Origin of the sequence: Luteimonas aquatica, assembly GCF_022662575.1 — a bacterium.
Taxonomy (GTDB): domain Bacteria; phylum Pseudomonadota; class Gammaproteobacteria; order Xanthomonadales; family Xanthomonadaceae; genus Luteimonas; species Luteimonas aquatica.
Genome location: NZ_JALBFU010000012.1, coordinates 61,858 through 78,890 on the forward strand (window position 1 = coordinate 61,858; position 17,033 = coordinate 78,890).

Annotated in this window: 16 protein-coding genes and 2 pseudogenes; 7 read left to right on the top strand and 11 right to left on the bottom strand. The window is 71.6% G+C overall.

Annotated features, from left to right (window positions below):
* Nucleotides 1–401: 401 nt before the first annotated feature.
* The gene (locus tag MD221_RS15505) at nt 402–1,532 is read left to right on the top strand and encodes an alpha/beta fold hydrolase (protein WP_242112833.1); all 1,131 of its coding nucleotides are present in this window, start codon (nt 402–404) and stop codon (nt 1,530–1,532) included.
* Between the two features lie 57 nt (nt 1,533–1,589).
* On the opposite strand, the gene MD221_RS15510 is transcribed toward MD221_RS15505, so the two are convergent.
* Together MD221_RS15510 and MD221_RS15515 are read right to left on the bottom strand one after the other, a co-directional pair.
* Nucleotides 1,590–2,327, bottom strand: coding sequence for a LytR/AlgR family response regulator transcription factor (locus tag MD221_RS15510; protein WP_242112834.1), 738 nt, complete (start codon nt 2,325–2,327; stop codon nt 1,590–1,592).
* On the bottom strand, nt 2,324–3,376 hold the full coding sequence (locus tag MD221_RS15515) for a sensor histidine kinase (RefSeq protein ID WP_242112835.1): 1,053 nt from the start codon (nt 3,374–3,376) through the stop codon (nt 2,324–2,326). The genes MD221_RS15510 and MD221_RS15515 overlap by 4 nt, the downstream gene beginning before the upstream one ends.
* 150 nt (nt 3,377–3,526) lie before the next feature.
* On the opposite strand from MD221_RS15515, the gene MD221_RS15520 reads away from it, so the two are divergent.
* The 3 genes from MD221_RS15520 (at nt 3,527) to MD221_RS15530 (ending at nt 6,687) form a co-directional block, all read left to right on the top strand.
* Nucleotides 3,527–4,582 (top strand): two-component system sensor histidine kinase NtrB, encoded by a 1,056-nt coding sequence (locus tag MD221_RS15520; RefSeq protein ID WP_242112837.1) that lies wholly within the window; start codon nt 3,527–3,529, stop codon nt 4,580–4,582.
* A complete protein-coding gene (gene ntrC / locus MD221_RS15525; protein WP_242112838.1) occupies nt 4,572–5,996 on the top strand; it encodes a nitrogen regulation protein NR(I) in 1,425 nt (474 codons plus the stop codon). The genes MD221_RS15520 and ntrC overlap by 11 nt, the downstream gene beginning before the upstream one ends.
* A gap of 97 nt (nt 5,997–6,093) precedes the next feature.
* Entirely contained in the window at nt 6,094–6,687 is a 594-nt protein-coding gene (locus MD221_RS15530; protein ID WP_242112839.1) for a superoxide dismutase family protein, read from the top strand.
* A 48-nt stretch (nt 6,688–6,735) separates the two neighbouring features.
* On the opposite strand, the gene MD221_RS15535 is transcribed toward MD221_RS15530, so the two are convergent.
* The gene (locus MD221_RS15535; protein WP_242112840.1) at nt 6,736–7,605 is read right to left on the bottom strand and encodes a hypothetical protein; all 870 of its coding nucleotides are present in this window, start codon (nt 7,603–7,605) and stop codon (nt 6,736–6,738) included.
* A gap of 179 nt (nt 7,606–7,784) precedes the next feature.
* Here MD221_RS15535 and MD221_RS15540 point away from each other — a divergent pair, with 179 nt between their 5' ends.
* Both MD221_RS15540 and MD221_RS15545 read left to right on the top strand, forming a co-directional pair.
* A complete protein-coding gene (locus MD221_RS15540; RefSeq protein ID WP_242112841.1) occupies nt 7,785–9,062 on the top strand; it encodes an acetyl-CoA C-acetyltransferase in 1,278 nt (425 codons plus the stop codon).
* A gap of 150 nt (nt 9,063–9,212) precedes the next feature.
* Entirely contained in the window at nt 9,213–10,259 is a 1,047-nt protein-coding gene (locus MD221_RS15545) for a DUF4349 domain-containing protein (protein WP_242112842.1), read from the top strand.
* Nucleotides 10,260–10,344: 85 nt separating this feature from the next.
* Here MD221_RS15545 and MD221_RS15550 read toward each other — a convergent pair whose 3' ends face one another.
* Together MD221_RS15550 and MD221_RS15555 are read right to left on the bottom strand one after the other, a co-directional pair.
* Nucleotides 10,345–11,673: an XVIPCD domain-containing protein gene (locus MD221_RS15550; RefSeq protein WP_242112844.1), complete on the bottom strand. Its 1,329-nt coding sequence runs from the start codon at nt 11,671–11,673 to the stop codon at nt 10,345–10,347.
* Between the two features lie 57 nt (nt 11,674–11,730).
* A complete protein-coding gene (locus MD221_RS15555; protein ID WP_242112845.1) occupies nt 11,731–12,477 on the bottom strand; it encodes a hypothetical protein in 747 nt (248 codons plus the stop codon).
* A gap of 357 nt (nt 12,478–12,834) precedes the next feature.
* On the opposite strand from MD221_RS15555, the gene MD221_RS15560 reads away from it, so the two are divergent.
* Entirely contained in the window at nt 12,835–13,281 is a 447-nt protein-coding gene (locus tag MD221_RS15560; protein WP_242112846.1) for an NIPSNAP family protein, read from the top strand.
* A gap of 24 nt (nt 13,282–13,305) precedes the next feature.
* Here the strand turns inward: MD221_RS15560 and MD221_RS15565 are convergent, their stop codons facing one another.
* The 6 genes and pseudogenes from MD221_RS15565 to MD221_RS15585 form a co-directional block, all read right to left on the bottom strand.
* The gene (locus tag MD221_RS15565) at nt 13,306–13,653 is read right to left on the bottom strand and encodes a hypothetical protein (RefSeq protein WP_242112847.1); all 348 of its coding nucleotides are present in this window, start codon (nt 13,651–13,653) and stop codon (nt 13,306–13,308) included.
* Between the two features lie 62 nt (nt 13,654–13,715).
* Complete coding sequence (locus tag MD221_RS15570) at nt 13,716–14,966, bottom strand: heme biosynthesis HemY N-terminal domain-containing protein (RefSeq protein ID WP_242112848.1); 1,251 nt, start codon at nt 14,964–14,966, stop codon at nt 13,716–13,718.
* Complete coding sequence (locus tag MD221_RS15575) at nt 14,963–15,193, bottom strand: hypothetical protein (protein WP_242112849.1); 231 nt, start codon at nt 15,191–15,193, stop codon at nt 14,963–14,965. The genes MD221_RS15570 and MD221_RS15575 overlap by 4 nt, the downstream gene beginning before the upstream one ends.
* Nucleotides 15,194–15,278: 85 nt before the next feature.
* A pseudogene (locus MD221_RS17670) lies at nt 15,279–15,578 on the bottom strand (GNAT family N-acetyltransferase); the annotation flags it as partial.
* A gap of 146 nt (nt 15,579–15,724) precedes the next feature.
* Nucleotides 15,725–16,711 carry a uroporphyrinogen-III C-methyltransferase gene (locus MD221_RS15580; RefSeq protein ID WP_242112851.1) on the bottom strand — a complete coding sequence of 329 codons (987 nt, stop codon included), beginning with the start codon at nt 16,709–16,711 and terminating at the stop codon, nt 15,725–15,727.
* A gap of 45 nt (nt 16,712–16,756) precedes the next feature.
* A pseudogene (locus MD221_RS15585) lies at nt 16,757–17,033 on the bottom strand (uroporphyrinogen-III synthase); the annotation flags it as partial.

Sequence of the window (17,033 nt, forward strand, 5' to 3'; positions counted from 1 at the left end):
CGCTGACGGTTCGCGGTGTTGCCCCCTGCGCCGCGTGCAACGTGCGGGCGTTCGAACTGCGATGCCGGCGCAAAAGCCGGCCCCCACCGACGACCGGAGTCGTAGCGGAACGGGTCCGGGCGCGAACGCCACGGAACGCGAGTTGTAGGCCCCTGAAACCTGTCGATGGATCGGCGCTGACGTTGGTTGTCAGCAAGGCGACACTAAGGGACGGCGTCGCCGGCGCTCAAGCCGCAACTGCAGCAAAACCACATGGCGATTCGTGATGCGCAACGCATCGCGCTTAGAAGAAGAACGCATGGCTTTCGGGGTAGGGGAAATCGCCTTTCCTGCGTACGCGGCGACGCGGACATTGCTGCGATCGCCGCATTCGAGTCGAGGAGCCGCCGGCGCCCGCGGCGATGCGGCGGTCGCCGCTCGCGGCAAAGGCGACGCTCCCGCGCGCGGAATACCGGACGCTCGCAGGGGAATTCCTGTCGTTCGTCCCCGATGCCTTGCTTATGCCCCGGAATCCCGCATCAATGCGGCCTTGCCTGCCGATGACGCATCACGCCATTTCCGGCGCGGGAGCCGAGATGAACCGACGGAATTTCCTGGGGACATGCGCCACGATCGCCGGCGCCGCCGTTCTCGCCGCCTGCCATGGGCGGGCGAGGGAGGCGGCGCCGCTGGATGCGGCGAGCGCCGCCGCGCTTCGCCGCTTCGTCGACACGCCTTTCGGTCGCATCGCATGCCTGGAGCGAGGCGCGGGGCCGGGGGCGCTGTTCCTGCACGGCTTCCCGTTGAACGGGTTGCAATGGCGCGGATCGCTCGAGCGCCTCGCGCCGTATCGGCGATGCCTGGCGCCGGACTTCATGGGGCTTGGCTATAGCGAGGTATCCGCGCGGCAGGACCTGTCGCCGCAGGCGCAGGCCGACATGCTGGCGGCGTTTCTCGACCGCCTGGGCATCGCGTCCGTCGATCTGATCGCCAACGACAGCGGGATGACGGTCGCCCAGCTGTTCGCGGCGCAGCGTCCGGCACGGGTGCGCACGCTGCTGCTGACCAACGGCGACGTGCACGAGAACAGCCCTCCCGCGCAGATGCGCAACTCGATCAATGCCGCCAAGGCCGGCAGCTACGACCAGAAGATGCAGCGGCACCTGGATGACCGCATCTACGCCAGGTCCGGGAAGGGCATCCTGGGCTCGGCCTACATGAACCCGGCGGGCGTCACGGACGAAACGCTCGAATACTATTTCGCGCCGCTCGTCGCCTCGCCGCTGCGCAGGGCGCAGCTCAACCGGCATTTGGCCGCGCACGAGCCCAATCCTCTGCCGGCGCTCGCGCCGGCGCTCGGCCGCCTGGACGTGCCGGCCCGCATGCTGTGGGGCACCGCCGATCCGCTGTTCCCGGTCGCGTGGGCGTCCTGGCTCGACAGGACCCTGCCCGGGTCGCGCGGGATCAGGCGGGTCGAGGGAGGAAGGCTGTTCTGGCCGGAGGAGATGCCGGACCTCGTCGCGGAAGAGGCGCGCAGGCTCTGGGGCGTGTAGCGGACTGATGCCGCAACGGTGGCACGGACGATTCGCAGGGGGCGCGTTCGCGCAACCTCATGGCATCCCGGATGGGCCGGAGCCGGCCAGTCCGAGCGCCTTTCGCAGGCGATCGCGATAGCGGCGCCCGCCGGACAGCTTCTGGCCGTTGTGCAGCCGAAGAAGGTACTGCCCCGACGGCAGCACTTCCACGTCGCGCACGGCGGCGATGCGCACCAGGCGCGAGCGATGGATGCGCACGAACCGGGCCGGGTCCAGCCTGGCTTCGATCGCGGCGAGCGTTTCGCGCGCCAGCAGGCGCTCCTGTCCGCAATGCACCTCGACGTAGTTGGCGCTTGCCAGCAGCGAGTCGATGCCCTGCACCGGCACCAGGCGCTGGCGCGCGCCGGCCTGCAACAGCAGGCGCTCGGGAAAGTCGGGCGTGCGCGCGCCCAGGCGTGCCCGCAGGCGCGCGAGCGTGGCTTGCAGGCGCCGGACGGAGAATGGCTTGAGCAGATAGTCGACCGCGCCGGTCTCGAACGCGCCCACGGCGTGCTCGGAGTGGGCGGTCACGTAGACCACGCACGTGTCGCGCGCCAGGGCGTTCTCCGACACCTGCAGGCCGCTGATGCCCGGCATGCGGATATCGAGGAAGGCGACGTCGGCGCGATGCGCGCGCAGGGCCGCGATCGCGGCCTCGCCGTCCCCGCATTCGGCGACGACCTCGACGCCGTCCTCCTCGCGCAGCAGGCGCGCCAGGCGCGCCAGCGCCATCGGCTCGTCGTCCACGACGATGGCGCGAAGGCGCGCGCTCATGCGGCCTCCGCGTGCCATTGCAACGGCAGGTCGACATGCACCCGGGTTCCGCTTCCGGGCGTTGTCTCCACCTCGAAGCGGAAATCCTCGTCGTAGAGGCATTGCAGGCGCGCGCGCGTACCCGCCAGCCCCAGGCCATGGCCCGGCGTGGCGGCGGCCTTGCCGTCGCCGTCGTCGCGCACCTCCAGGAGCAGGCGCTGTTCCCGGCTACGCGCGACTACCTGGACGCTGCCGGGGGCCATGCGCGGCGCGATGGCATGGCGGATCGCGTTCTCGACGATCGGCTGCAGCAGCAGTCGCGGCACCAGGGCCGCGCCCAGCGCACCGTCCACCTGCAGGGAAAAACGCAGCCGGGGCCCGAGCCGGACCCGTTCGATCTCCACGTAATCCTCGATGAGTTCGATCTGCTCGCCCAGGGTGGTCCGCTCCATCGCGCTCCCTTCGATGCTCTGCCGCAGCAGGCCGCCGAGCCCGACCACCATGCGGTCGGCGGCGGCCGTGTCGCGATGCATCACCTCGCTGATCGAGTGCAGGGTGTTGAACAGGAAGTGCGGGTCGAGCCGCGCCGAGAGCGCTTCGAAGCGCGCCTGGGACAGCTGGGACTGCAGCTCGGCATGCTGCCGCCGGCGCGCGCGTTCGCGCCGGGCGAACAGCAGCGCGTGCGCCACGCCGATGATCATCCAGGCGGTGAGCAGGTTGCCGAGAAAGCTGGTGCGCAGCAGCGCGGACCAGCCCGGAAGCTGCGCATGCCAGCCTATCCAGGGATTGAACGCGGCCACGCACAGCGCGCGCATCACGATGATGCCGGCAACGGCCAGGGTCAGCCAGCCGATCGAACGCAGCATGGCGCCGCGTTCGGCGCGCTCGATGGGATGGCGGCCCACCCACCAGAAAAGAAACACGGTGAAGGGAATCCACAGCACGGCCTTGGCCATTTCCGTGCGCAACAGGTAGGACGCGGCGACCTGCCCGGAAAAGGCCTCGTACATCTGCCCGGTCCAGACCAGCCCGGTGAGCAGCCACCAGGCGCTGACCCAGAACCACGTCAATGTCGCTTCTCGTCGCATATCCCGGCGTGAGGGCATCGGTCGCCGCGTTGTAGCGGCACAGGCCGGAGGCGGCAACGCCCAGAAGCTGGGTGGCGGACGCGCTTCGACACGGCCGCTGCGCCACTGGGGCGGTTGCACTATATTGGTGCAATGGAAACCGGCCACCCTGCCTACGACCTGCTCAGCACCCCGTTGGCCCTGGCCGACGCGGCCGGCGTCGTGGCCTCGGCCAACATCGCCTTCGCGCGCTGGCTCGGGGTCAGCGCCAAGCGCATGCCCGGGCTGCCGCTGGCGGCGTTCGAGTTCGAGGGCGAGGCGCTGGCGCGCTGCATGCGCGAGCCGGGGGAGCGCGAGCTGGTGTGCCTGCGGCGGTTGCCGCTGGCCTTCCCCGGGGCGGGCGGCCCGCCGCATTTCGCCGACGTCTGGCTGGCGCGGGTGGAGCAGGGCGGCTGGCGGCTGGAAGCGCATCCGGTCGACGAATTTCCCGGCGAGGATCCGCTGTCGGCGCTGCCCTCGGCGATGTCGGCCGCGCTCAAGGGGCTGGCCCACGAGCTGCGCAATCCGCTGGCCGGGGTGAAGGGCGCGGCGCAATTGCTCTCGCGCCGCCACGACGATCCGGCCTCGCGCGAGCTCACCGGCCTGATCGAGTCCGAGGTCGGGCGCCTGACGCAACTGCTCGACCGGCTGCTGTCGCCGGCGCCGCCGCAGCCGCATACCGACCTGAACATCCACGCCGTGCTCGAGCGCGTGCTGCGCCTGGCCGAGAGCGATGCCGGCTGGACGGTGAAGCTGCTGCGCGACTACGACCCGAGCCTGCCCGACCTGCGCGGCGATGCCGACCGGCTGACCCAGGCGGTGTGGAACCTGGTGCGCAATGCCATCGAGGCGGGCGCGGCCACGGTGACGCTGCGCACCCGCGCCGAGCACGGCGCGCGCATCGCCGACCGTCTGTACTCGGTGGCGCTGCGCCTGGAGATTTCCGACGACGGACACGGCGTGCCGGAGTCGCTGGCCGAGCAGGTCTTCCTGCCGCTGGTCTCCGGCCGCGCCGAGGGCAGCGGGCTGGGGCTGGCGCTGGCGCAGCAGGTGGTGCGCGAGCATCGCGGCTCGCTCGCCTTCCGCTCGCGCCCGGGGCATACGGTGTTCACCCTGCTGCTGCCGTTGACGCTCATCGAACCGGATCAGGAACCGACCCATGGCAAATGAGCCGGCACCGCAATCGGCCCACGTCTGGGTGGTGGACGATGACCGCAGCGTGCGCTTCGTGCTGGCCACGGCGCTGCGCGAGGCCGGCTTCGAGGTGACCGGATTCGATTCGGCGCAGTCGGCGCTCGAGGCGCTGGGCGCGCGCGCGGCGCCGCAGCTGCTGTTCACCGACGTGCGCATGCCCGGCGACGACGGCCTGGCCCTGCTCGACCGGCTCAAGCGCACGCACCCGCGACTGCCGGTGATCGTGATGTCGGCCTACACCGACGTGGCCAGCACCGCCGGCGCCTTCCGCGGCGGCGCGCAGGAATTCCTCTCCAAGCCCTTCGATCTCGACGATGCCGTGGCGCTGGCCGCGCGCACGCTGGCGCAGCAAGGAGAGGCCGACGATGCCGGCGCGACCGCGGCCGCCGGCGACGCCGACGGCCTGGTCGGCGATACGCCGGCGATGCGGCAGCTGTTCCGTGCCATCGGCCGCCTGGCGCAGGCGCCGCTGTCGGTGCTGATCACCGGCGAGACCGGTACCGGCAAGGAGCTGGTGGCGCGCGCGCTGCATCGCGAATCGCCGCGCGCGCGCGGCCCGTTCGTGGCCTTGAACACCGCGGCGATTCCGGCCGAGCTGCTGGAGAGCGAACTGTTCGGCCACGAGGCCGGGGCCTTCACCGGCGCCGCCAAGCGCCATGTCGGGCGCTTCGAGCAGGCCGACGGCGGCACGCTGTTCCTCGACGAGATCGGCGACATGCCGCAGCCGCTGCAGACGCGCCTGCTGCGCGTGCTGGCCGAGGGCGAATTCTTCCGCGTCGGCGGGCGCGAGCTGATCCGCGTCGACGTGCGCGTGGTGGCGGCCACCCACCAGCACCTGGAGGCGCTGGTGGCCGAGGGACGCTTCCGCGCCGACCTGCTGCATCGGCTGGACGTGGTGCGTCTGCGCCTGCCGCCGCTGCGCGAACGCTGCCAGGACATTCCCAAGCTGGCCGAGCGTTTCCTGCAGGCCGCCGCCGAGCGCATCCAGGCCGCGCCCAAGCGCTTCGGCAAGGCCGCGCTGGAGCGCCTGCTCGCCCACGACTGGCCGGGCAACGTGCGCGAGCTGGAAAACCTGTGCTGGCGCGTGTCCGCGCTGGCGCCGACGGACACCATCACCGTCGCCGATCTCGACGGCGCGCTGGCCTCGGCCGCGCCGCCGGATGCCGCGCCCGCCGCGGGCTGGGACGCGGCGCTCGCCGAGTGGGCGCATGCGCAGCTCGGCGCGGGGCAGGCGGACATCCATGCGCGCGCGCGCGACAGGCTCGACCACGTCCTGCTGGAGGCCGCGCTCGCGCACACGGGCGGCCGCCGCGCGGAGGCCGCCGCGCGGCTCGGACTCGGCCGCAATACCGTCACGCGCAAGCTCGGATCGGGACGCAAGCCGCGCTGAGAACGCGCGGGATGCGCGCCGAGGCGTCGCGCCCGGGTTTCATCGCGCATAAACTTGGGCGTGACTACTGTGTCCTTTCCCCATCGAGGAGCCTGTCATGCGAGTATCCACGCGTAGCGCCCTGCTCTCGGCCGCGATCGCCGTGACGGTCGCCGCCTGTTCCAGCACGCCCGCGCCCAAGTCCGGTACGGGAAGCTCCGCCACGGTGCCGGCGCCGGGTTCGACGGTGAGCACCGCCAAGTCGGCCACGGCCAATCTCGCCTCCGCCTCAGGCAGCCTGGTCAGCGGCAAGCTGACGCTGGTGCCGATGCAGGGCGGCGTGCATCTCACCGGCGAGATCGGCGGCCTCGGCAACACCAGCACCCATGCCATCCACGTGCACGAGAAGGGCGATTGCAGCGCGGTCGACGCCAGCAGCGCCGGCGGCCATTTCAATCCCACCGCCAGCGCGCATGGCCGCGCCGGCACCGGCATGCACCATGCCGGCGACATGGACAACATCGTCGCGAATGCCGAAGGCGTGGCGAAGATCGACATCCATCTGGCCGGCGTGACGCTCGGCGGCGGCGCGCCCAACGACATCGCCGGGCGCGCGGTGGTGGTGCATGCGGCGGCCGACGACTACAAGAGCCAGCCGGCCGGCAATTCCGGCGCGCGCGTGGCCTGCGGCGTCATCACCGTCACGCAGTAATCGTCTGCGGGATCGCGGTATCCGCGCATGGCGGATGCCGTGCCGGGGCTACAGCTCCTGCACGGGATCGCCGCCGCAGTGCGCGAAGGTGACCGTTACCCCGTGCGCCATCAGCACCGCCGCCAGCTGGCGCTGGCGTGCTTCGAAATGCGCGAAGGCGCGCTGCAGGCGCTCGGCGTCGTCGCCGAGGTTGCCCGCGTAGCGCTTGCGCCAGGCGTCGGGCGAGAGCAGGGCGATGCGCGCCTCGCCGTCGGTGTAATGCAGCAGGGGTTCCGGCGGCGCGTCGAGCCAGGCCTCGCGGTGCGGCGAGAGCAGCGCCGTCTCCAGGATCGGCCACAGCGGCGCCAGGCCCGCGTGCTCGTACTGCATCGCGGTGAGCGCGCACAGGTCGTGCACGGTCAGGTAGCGCGCGTGCTCGATGCGTAGGCCGAAGGCCTCCTGCGCCTGCAGCGCGGTGGCGGCGCCGGCCATGCCGTGTTCCATCAGTTCGCTTTCGAAGCGCTCGCCGACCCGGCGCGCGGTCTCGGCCTCGCCGCTGAGCACCCACGGCAACAGGCGCAGCGGCCCGCCGGCGTAGTCGGCCGCCGGCGCCAGCGCGCCGGGAAGCCGACCCTCGTGGCTGCCGAAGGCGATGATGCGGCCGCGCGCGTCGCGATCGCCGGGCGCGCGCGCGCCCAGCTGGTCGAGTTCGCGATGCACCGGCCAGCCCGGGCGCAGCAGTTCCACCGGATCGTAGTGGGCGCCGACCAGGATCAGGTCCAGCGCCGCCGCGTCGGCGGCGAAGCCCGCCAGGTCGTGCGCGATCGCGGCGGCCAGCGCGCCGGCGGCCTGCTGCGGCAGCGCGTCGTGCGCCGCGCCGCTGCCCGGGGCCAGCTCCAGCGCCAGCGCGCCGAGGACTTGGAAGGTTCGATCGTTCATGCCGTCGCCATGATGACGCGGAATGTGCGCGGCCGCACGTCCGGGCCCCGCGCGGGCCGCGGGCAGAGGCCCGCGCCATGCGCGCGATTGGCCGTGCACGGCGACGGCGCTAGACTGCAAGTCCCTGTCCTGACGCCGCATCGCCGCCGGACGCGGCGGTCCACTCCCGAGGAATCCCCATGCTACAAGGCCGTCCCGTCGCCGTGCTCGGCGGCGTCCGCATCCCCTTCTGCCGCCAGTACACGGCATATACGGATGTCGGCAATCTCGGCATGTCGGTGCGGACCCTGGGCGCCCTGGTGGAGAGGTTCGGCCTGCACGGCCAGCAGCTGGGCGAGGTGGCGATGGGCGCGGTGCTCAAGCACAGCAGCGACTGGAACCTCGGCCGCGAGGCGACGCTGTCCTCGGGGCTGTCGCCGCTCACGCCCGGCATCACCCTGCAGCGCGCCTGCGGCACCTCGCTGGACAGCCTGATCACCGTCGGCAACAAGATCGCCGCCGGGCAGATCGAGTCCGGCATCGGTGGCGGCTCGGACACCACCTCCGACGTGCCGATCGTGTTCGGGCAGAAGCTGCGCCGGCGCATGATCGCCGCGGCCACCGCCAAGACCACCAAGGACAAGCTGCGCGCGTTCAAGGGCTTCCACCTGCGCGAGCTCAAGCCCGAATACCCGGGCGTGGCCGAGCCGCGCACCGGCAAGTCGATGGGCGAGCACTGCGAGGACATGGCCAAGACCTGGAACATCGCCCGCGACTCGCAGGACGAGCTGGCCGTGGCCTCGCACCACAAGCTCGCCGCCGCCTACGAGCGCGGCTTCTTCGACGACCTGGTGGTGAGCTTCCGCGGCGTGTCGCGCGACAACGTCCTGCGCGCCGACACCTCCATCGAGAAGCTGGCCACACTCAAGCCGGCCTTCGACAAGACCTCCGGCCGCGGCACGCTCACCGCCGGCAATTCCACGCCGCTCACCGACGGCGCCGCCGCCTGCCTGCTGTCCTCGGACGAGTGGGCGGCCAGCCACGGCCACGAGGTGCTGTGCCACATCCGCGACGCGCAGGTGGCGGCGGTGGACTTCGTGCACGGCGAGGGCCTGCTGATGGCGCCGACGGCGGCGGTGCCGGAGATGCTCAAGCGCAACGGCCTGACGCTGCAGGATTTCGACATCTACGAGATCCACGAGGCCTTCGCCGCGCAAGTGCTGTGCACGCTGCGCGCCTGGGAGAGCGAGGAGTACTGCAAGACGCGCCTCGGCCTGGACGCGCCGCTGGGCAGGATCGACCCGACGCGGATCAATCCGGTGGGGTCCTCGCTGGCCGCCGGCCATCCCTTCGCCGCCACCGGCGCGCGCATCGTGGCCACCGCCGCCAAGCAGTTGAAGGAACGCGGCCGCGGCCGCTGCCTGGTCTCGATCTGCACCGCCGGCGGCATGGGCGTGGTGGCGATCCTGGAACGCTGATCCGAAACGCTGAAGCGTCGCCGGCGTGGCCTAGTCCGCGCCGGCGGCTCGCTCGACTTCGACCCTCCAACCCCGAAGCGCCGGCTCGCGCGTAAGCAGTCGGTGCCGCGACCGCATGTGTCGGTCGCCCACATCGAGAAGGGGTTGGTCATGCAAGGAAATCTCCGCACCGGTCTGCTGCTGTGCTGCCTGACCGTGGCCCTGGGCGCTTGCGCCAGGCAGGAATCGTCGCCGCCGCAGGCGGCCGAAGCGGCCGCCGATGCCGCGGTCGCCGGCGCGGCCGCGCCAGCCATCGAGGCGAAGGCCGAGGCCGTGGCGGAGCCGATGCAGATGGCGCCGGCCGCGCTGCCGCCGCTGCCTTCCGCGCCGCCCGTGCAGGCGCAGCTGCAGTCCTCCTCGTTGAGCTTCGACGATGGCGAGCGCAAGTTCATCCGCACCGCCAACGCCCAGTTCCGGGTGAAGGAGGTCTACGGCTCGGCGCTGGCCATCGAGGATCTGGCTGCGCGGCACGGCGGCTTCGTCACCCGCAACGATATCCGCGCCGACGTCGAGGACGCCCGTTCGCTGCCCGGCCGGGACGGCCAGGCGGTCGACCTGGCGACCTACACGCTGCGCGCCGACCTGCAGGTGCGCGTGCCCAGCGCCAGGACCCAGGAATTCCTGCGCGCGATGGCGGCACAGGTGGAATTCCTCGACCGGCGCAATTTCGCCGCGCAGGACGCGCAGTTCGACCTGTTGCGGCAGAAGCTGGCCTTCGCCCGCCAGCAGCAGGCGCAGGGCGCGCTGGGCGCGGTCGCCGACGGCACCGCGCGCGCATCGGCCAGGACCGAGGCCATCCATGCGCGCAGCGACGCGCAGGAGCAGCGCGACGAGGCGCTGATCGCGCAGAAGACCTTCGAGGACCGCGTGGCCTTCAGCACCATCGACCTGTCCCTGTACCAGGCGCCGCAGGTGCGCCGCACGGTGCGTGTGGACGTGGATGCGATCGTGCGCCAGGAATCCCCGGGCTTCTTCGTGCGCCTGGGGCATTCCATGCGCGCCGGCTGGGACGGCTTCCTGAGCGTGGTGGTGGCGCTGGCCGCGCTGTGGCCGCTGTGGCTGGCCGCGCTGGTCGCCGCTGTCGGGCTGCGGCGCCTGCTGCCGCGACGCGCGGCGCGCGGCGCACAAGCCGGCGACGAAGCGACGCCGTCGTCCTGAGCGAGGAGGTCCGCCGCGGCGATGCTCGCCGCGACGGGAGGCGATCGCGGCGGGCCGGCGCCGGGCGCGGGACTCGCCGCGACCGTCAGCCGAGCTGGTGCGGCGCCTGCTGCTGGCGCGGCGCCTCGAGCGAGGCCTGCCGCGTCTGCTGTTCGAGGGTCTGGTTGATGGTGGCCAGGCGCTCCATCGATTCGGCCACCGAGGCCTGGGCGGCGAGCTGGGTCGGCATGTGCGCGCGCTGCATGGCCGGATCGTCCGGGCTGCCCTGCACCAGGAAGATGTTCTGGCCCGGCGCGACGTTCGGATTCCTGCCGTTGCTGAGCATCACCTCGTCGACGCGGGTGATGCCGTTCTCCTTCGCCAGCGGCAGCAGGCTGGCGCTGATGCGCTCGCTGGTGTCGTCGAAGGGACGGCCGTGCGCGGCGTCGAGCCGCTGCACACCGCTGCGGATCTGCGAATACAGCGGGTAGTCGGGATGCGAAGTATCCATGCCATCGGACCTCGTGGGGGAAATGCTGGCCAAGCGTACCCGATCCCCCGTTGCCGTCTGCGTGCCCGGCGCCGCGTCGGGGCCGGCGTCGGCCAACGTGAACGGGCTGCGCGCGATGCCGCGCTCGCGGTTGGGGTCGTCGGGGTGGAATTCCCGCGCCTGCTCCTGGCGTTCCAGGCGCACGCGGCGCGCGTCGTCGAGCTCGGCGATGGTGCCGGCGTCGGTGACGCGGCGGATCATCGGACCGGCCATCCCGCCGCTGCTTACGCTGGACCATTCGCGCGCGTTGCGGTCGTACATGTAGTAGAAGTTGGAGGCGCCGATCACGTCGGGATCGACGTTGGAGCGCGCGTTGGCCGCCATCGCGCTGGCGCCGGCCAGGTCGAGCATGTAGCGGGTGGCGGGCATCTGCTCGTCGTTGTAGGTGTACATCACGTCCCACGAGGTGATGCCGGCGCGGCCGATGCCCAGTGCCGCGTTGTTGAGCATGTTGCCCCACACCTGCTGCGCCGCCTCGTCGCCGCCCTGGCGGTGGGCGGCCTCCAGCAGCCGACGCGGGGTCCAGGCGTTGGGATCGATGCCGTGGCGGCGGAACGTCTGGTCATGGGCAAGCTGCACGTCGGAGACTGGAAGGTTGAGCGCCAGATCCGGCCGGCCTTCCGCCATCCGCAGCTGCCTGCGCTCGAAGTCGCGCGAGACCAAGTTCTCGCCGAAGGTTTCCCATTCGCGCTCGCTCAGGTTGCGGCCGTTTTCGCTGCGTGCGAAGTTCTGCGCATAGGCATTGGCGACCGCCCCGGGCATGTTGTCGTTGCGCACCACGCCCAGCGCGAGCAGCCCGTAGCCGTCGCTGCCTTCGTGTCGGGCGAGGTAGTTCCAGTACAGCTCGCGGTTTCCGGTTTCCGCATAGCCGCGGAGGATGTCCATATCCCGTTGGTTGAGTCCGGCCATAAGTTTTCCCTAACGTTGCGGAGAGCGGAGGTTTCAATCGACCCGATACTGGGCCAGCAATTCGTGCGCGCGATCCTCGATCCGCTTCCAATCCTTGAGGAAGACGCGGGCATAGGATGCGGAGAACGAAATCCCGCTCGTGGGATCGACGAAGTAGTGCGTACATTGGGCGATGGGCGTGGAATCGTCGGCCAGCACGCGTTCGCCCTGGACGGTCAGCCCGTCGGGCGAGGCGTGGGTGTCGCACTTGATCAGCGTGGCGATGCCCGATTCGCCAGTGCGGCGCAGGTACCAGTCCTGTTCGAGTTCGCGCTTGATCCGGTAGGGGTGGCCGCTCGCCTGTTCCTGGCTTTTCGCGTAAGCGGCCAGTTTTTCCTCGTCCACCCAATAAGGGGTGAGACCGAAGGAGGCGGGCTGTTCGATCCGCAAGTCCAGCCGTTCGCGGGGGTCCTGGTAGGAGATCGAGTCCTCGGACACGGCCGGCCGGGCGAGTTTTTCGAGCACTGCCGTAATCGGTACGCGATCGACGTAGTTGGGCAGGATCGAAATCTGCTTGTTGAACGTCTCCATGCTCTGCCTGGAGCGCTCTCCCGGCGGCAGCGGCTGCAGGTCGGGCCACTGCACCTTCAGCGAGAAGCTGCCGTCGAATTCGGGGCCGATCTGGTTGTCGAAGTAGTTGGCCGGGATCAGGTAGCGGTGCGGGCCCAGCCGCGCCTCGACCGGCTTGTCGTTGTAGCCCTCGAAGCGGTGTCCGGAAGCGGGTTGCGGGTCCGTGGACATGGCGGCGGTTCCTTGCGTGGCGGGCGTAGGCGTGTCGGACGGCGTCCGTGCGCAGGCGGCGGAGGTCAGGCAGAGCAGCAGGAGCGCAGAGCGTGCGGCGGTTCCCTGGGGCATGCGTCCTGTCCGTGGCGGGCGTGAGACGAATGATAGCGCGTCACCGGCGCGCCGAAGCCGCGCCCGGCGGCGACGCCGGGCAAGCCGAGCACCTTGCCGTTCGCTTGTTTCTGCAGTGGGCCTGCCGGGCAACGACGGACTGCTCGCCTGCGCCCCGCAGCCTGCGCGGCCGACTGACTTCCGGCAGGCGCCGCCGCGCCTCCGCCCTGGCAGAGTCCGGTGCGAGACGACGGAGGCGATGGCATGCGCGGGACGGGACGGATCGGCGGTTGGCGGGCACGCGCCTTCGGCGTCGTGGCGGCGCTGTGCCTGTTCGAGGGCGCGGCTGCGGCCGAGGAGCGGCCGCGCGAGGGCGCGATCCACCAACTGCGCATCTACGAGATCTTCGACGGCAACAAGCGGCAGTTCCACGAGCGCTTCCGCGATCACGCGATGCGCATCATGGCCCGCTACGACTTCAAGATCGTCGCCACCTGGGAATCGCGGCACGCCGATCGCACCGAATTCGTCTACCTGCTCGAATGGCCCGACAAGGCGACGATGGACGATCGCTGGGCGAAGTTCATGGCCGACCAGGAATGGATCGGCATCAAGCGCGAAACGCGCAAGTACGGCGCCCTGGTCGGCGAGATCCAGAGCCGCACGCTGGAACCCACCGAGTATTCGCCGCACACGCGTCTGCTCAATTAGGGCAGCGCCCTGCGCTCATGCCGGTTATTCGCGTCGCGCGAAGACATAGTAGTAGGCGAGCGCACCCGCAGCCCCGATCGGGGCCATGACGAACCAGGGCAGTGCATCGCCGAACACCGTCAGGGCCATGACCGAGAAAAAAGCGGTCCCGAGCAGGAACAGCAATGTCATGAGCAGCCATTTGGGCAGGATCCGCTCGGTCACCATGACGATGCCGAGGAGCAGGAAGCAGCCGAGAATGAGCGCGGGGAAGAGATTGAAAGGCTGGTCGTGGCGTTTGACGGCCGAATAGTAGACGGTGGCAAGGATCGCGGCGACCAAGAGTATCCCGATGCCGACGAGCGGTTTGAATCTGTTGGGAAGTTCTTTCATCGCACCGATCCCCTGTACGCGCTAGCGGCCGCAAGCCGCCGCGGACGGCCGATCGCCTCGCGTCACTCGCGCAGGCGCGGCAAGCCGTGCTGGTCGCGTTCCTCGATCACGGCCTGGTCGTAGATCTTCTGCCGCAGGTCGCGTCCGCCCAGTTCCTGCACCGCCTCGCCGCGCGCCGCGCGCAAGGCGTTGGCATAGCTCTGGCGCGCGCGCGCGTCGTCGCCGGCATTGGCATAGCCGTGGCCGAACTCCTCCCAGGCCTCGCTGCCCGCGCCCTGCGCCAGCGCGCGGTGCAGGTAGTCTTCGGCCTGGTTCCACTGGCCCTGCGCGCGCGCCAGGCGGGCGAGGGTGAGCAGCAGGGCGGGGCTGGAGGGGTGCGCCTGCAGCCAGCGTTCGGCGTTGCCGCGGCGCTGTTCCAGCCGCTGGATCGGCAGGGTGCCGTAGCTGGCGGCCAGGCGCTCGTCCCAGCGCGATTCCAGCGCCTGCTCGATGGCCTTGGCCGCCGCGTCGTCCCAGCGCAGCGCGGCGGCGCGCTCGGCATAGGCGATGACCACGCCGGCCTCGGCCTTCAAGGCCTTGGGCAATTGTTCCCAGCGGTCGGCGAGCACGTTGGCATCGCCGGCCTCGCGCAAGGCGGCTTCGGCCCAGCGGGTTTCGAACTCCGACAGTTGCGCTTCCGACAGCGCCTGCTGCTGACGCATCGGCCCGAGCAGCCCGTAGGCCTGCGCGGCCTGCCCGGCGGCGGCCAGGGCCTGCGCGCGCAGCGCCAGGCCGCGCGGCGGCAGCGGCTGCGCGGCGGGCGCGTCGAGGGCGACCAGGGCGTCGGTGGGGCGGTGTTCGGCCAGCGCCAGCTCGGCGTTGCCGATCGCGCGCACGGCGGCATGGCGGTCTTCCAGCGCATCCAGATGCGCCTTCGCCGCCACCGTGTCGCCGCGCGCGAACGCGGCCTCGGCGGCCAGGCCGCGCGCGGCGCCGGCGGCCGCGCCGTCCTGCGAGGCCTGCGCGAGCAGCTTCTCGGCGCGCGTGTAATGGCCCAGGCGCAGCGCGTCCAGGCCCTCGCCCAGGCGCGCGCGGTGCTGCCGGTCGCGACGGCCGCGCCAGGCGCGGAAGGGCAGCGCCAGCAGGGTCCAGGCCAGCCACAGCACGAACAGGCCGCCGAACAGGACCAGCAGCGCCGAGACCGCGGTCATCGAGTACTCGGTGCCGCGATAGCGCAGCAGCACGTAGCCGGGGTCCTGCAGCAGCAGTTGCGCGATCAGCGCGCCGACCAGGGCCAGCACGATCCAGAACAGGAGGTTTCGGAACAGGTTCATACGGGCGCTCCGTCGTTGCTCGTGGGCGTCATGCCGCGCGGGGGAAGGGAAGGGGCGTCTTGGTCCGATGCGAGCCGCATCTCGACCCGATGCATGCCCGGGCCCCAGCCGTCGGGAACGCGGGCGGTCTCGAGGGCGCCGAAGCGGGCGAAGAACGGCGCCGACTTGTGGCTGGCGCTGATGTGCAGCGTCGGCCGTCCGGATCCGCCGCGCAGCGTGCGCAGCACGCGCGCGACGATGTTCGAGCCGATGCCGCGGCCCTGGCNACTTGTGGCTGGCGCTGATGTGCAGCGTCGGCCGTCCGGATCCGCCGCGCAGCGTGCGCAGCACGCGCGCGACGATGTTCGAGCCGATGCCGCGGCCCTGGCTGGAAGGCGAGAGCAGGATCCAGTGCAGGGCGTAGTCGCGCGCCAGCGGATGCAGGCCGTAGGCGCCGACGATGCGTCCGTCCAGTTCGCACACGGTGTAGTGCGCGCTGTCGCATGCCAGGAATGCGGCGTAGTCCTCGCGCTCGTTGGGAGCGAAGAACGCCGGACAGTTCTCGTCGAACAGCGCCAGGCAGGCATTGCGGTCGTCGCTCGCATAGGCTCGGAAGTGCGGTTCGGCGCGCATGGCGGGGTCGGCGTGTGCTCTGTTGGAGGAGGTCCTACCGTGAACTGCCTAAACGGTGGCTTGAGGTGGCTGAACGTCGCCCGACGCGGGGGTGCGCCTGCATCTCTCCGGCCATGCCGCGCGCCGGCTGCCGCGCGATCGCCGGCCTAGCGCGATCCTTCGCCCGCGCGCATCGCGCGCAGCTGGTTGAGGGTGGTGCCGAGCGTGGGCAGGGTGAGGTCGAGCCGCAGTTCGCGCAGTTCGCGCAGCGCCGCGCGGCGTTCGCGCAGCGCCGGCGAATCCGGCCATAGCCGCGTCAGCCAGCCGTCGGCGCGGGCGAGCGCGCGCCGGTAGCCGTCGCGGTCGCGGCGCTCGACCGCGGCCTGCGCCAGGGTGATCTCCAGTTGCAGCGCGGCGAGCGCGGCGGCGCGGTCGCCCGGGTCCACCGCGACGCTGCCGCTGGCCGGACGCACTTCGATCAGGCGGCCGAAGGCGCGACGCCACCACGGCGCCTGCGCGTTGACTTCGGCCGGAGTGCGCAGCGGCAGGGCCGGCAGCGATGCCGCGAACGCGTCCAGGCGGCCGGCGGCGACCGCGCGCGGGTCTTCCGGCAGCGCGTCGACGGCGCTGCGTTCTTGCGTCAGGGTCTGGCGCAGGCTGAGGTAGGCCGGATCGTGGATGCCGTCGAGCAGGGTCGCGGCCAGCGCGTAGGCGTGGCGCGCGCCGCCCAGGTCGCCCGCCAGGCGCAGGCGCTGCTGGGCGATGCCGAGCACGATCTCCAGTTCCTCCAGCCGCAGCGCCTGGGCGCCGCTGTGCTCGGGGTCGGCGAGCTTGGACACGCTGTCCTCGATCAGCGCGGCGCGCTGGCCGAGGCCGAGCAGTTCGTCGCGCAGCACGCGGTTGGTGGCATCGCCCTGCTGCAGGCGACGCCCCTGCGCGCGCTGGTCCTCGCGCAGCGCCGCGGTCCGCGATTCCAGCGCGGCCAGGCGCTGGATGGACTGCGCTTCGGCGTTGCGCGCGTGCGCGCGGTCCTGCTGCCACCAGCGCCAGCCGAACCAGCCGGCCGCGGCGAGCGCGGCCAGCACCAGCAGCCAGAGCAGCGCCGCGCCGCCGCGCCGCCTTGCGGTGGAAGGAGAGGGAGTGGGCGTGCTCAAGGCGTCAGAGTGTGACCGAGGTAGGCGAATGCTAGCGGATCGGCGTCAACGGCGCTGTGCGCAAGCGGCCCGCGCCGCGGCGGCGAGCAGGCTGCGCGGGCGGGCGTCCTCGGCGATCGCGATCTCCGACCAGCCCAGTGCGCGCGCGAGTTCGGCCAGCCGCGCGCTGGCGGCGCTGACCCGCGCCCGGCGCAGGCGCGCGGCGTCCTCGGCCGGCAGCGCGTCGAGCAGCGTCCGCAGCGCCTCGCCGCTGCTGAGCATCAGCCAGGGCGGCGCGCGCAGCGCGCGCAGCGCGGCCAGGCCGCGCGGGGACGGTGCCACC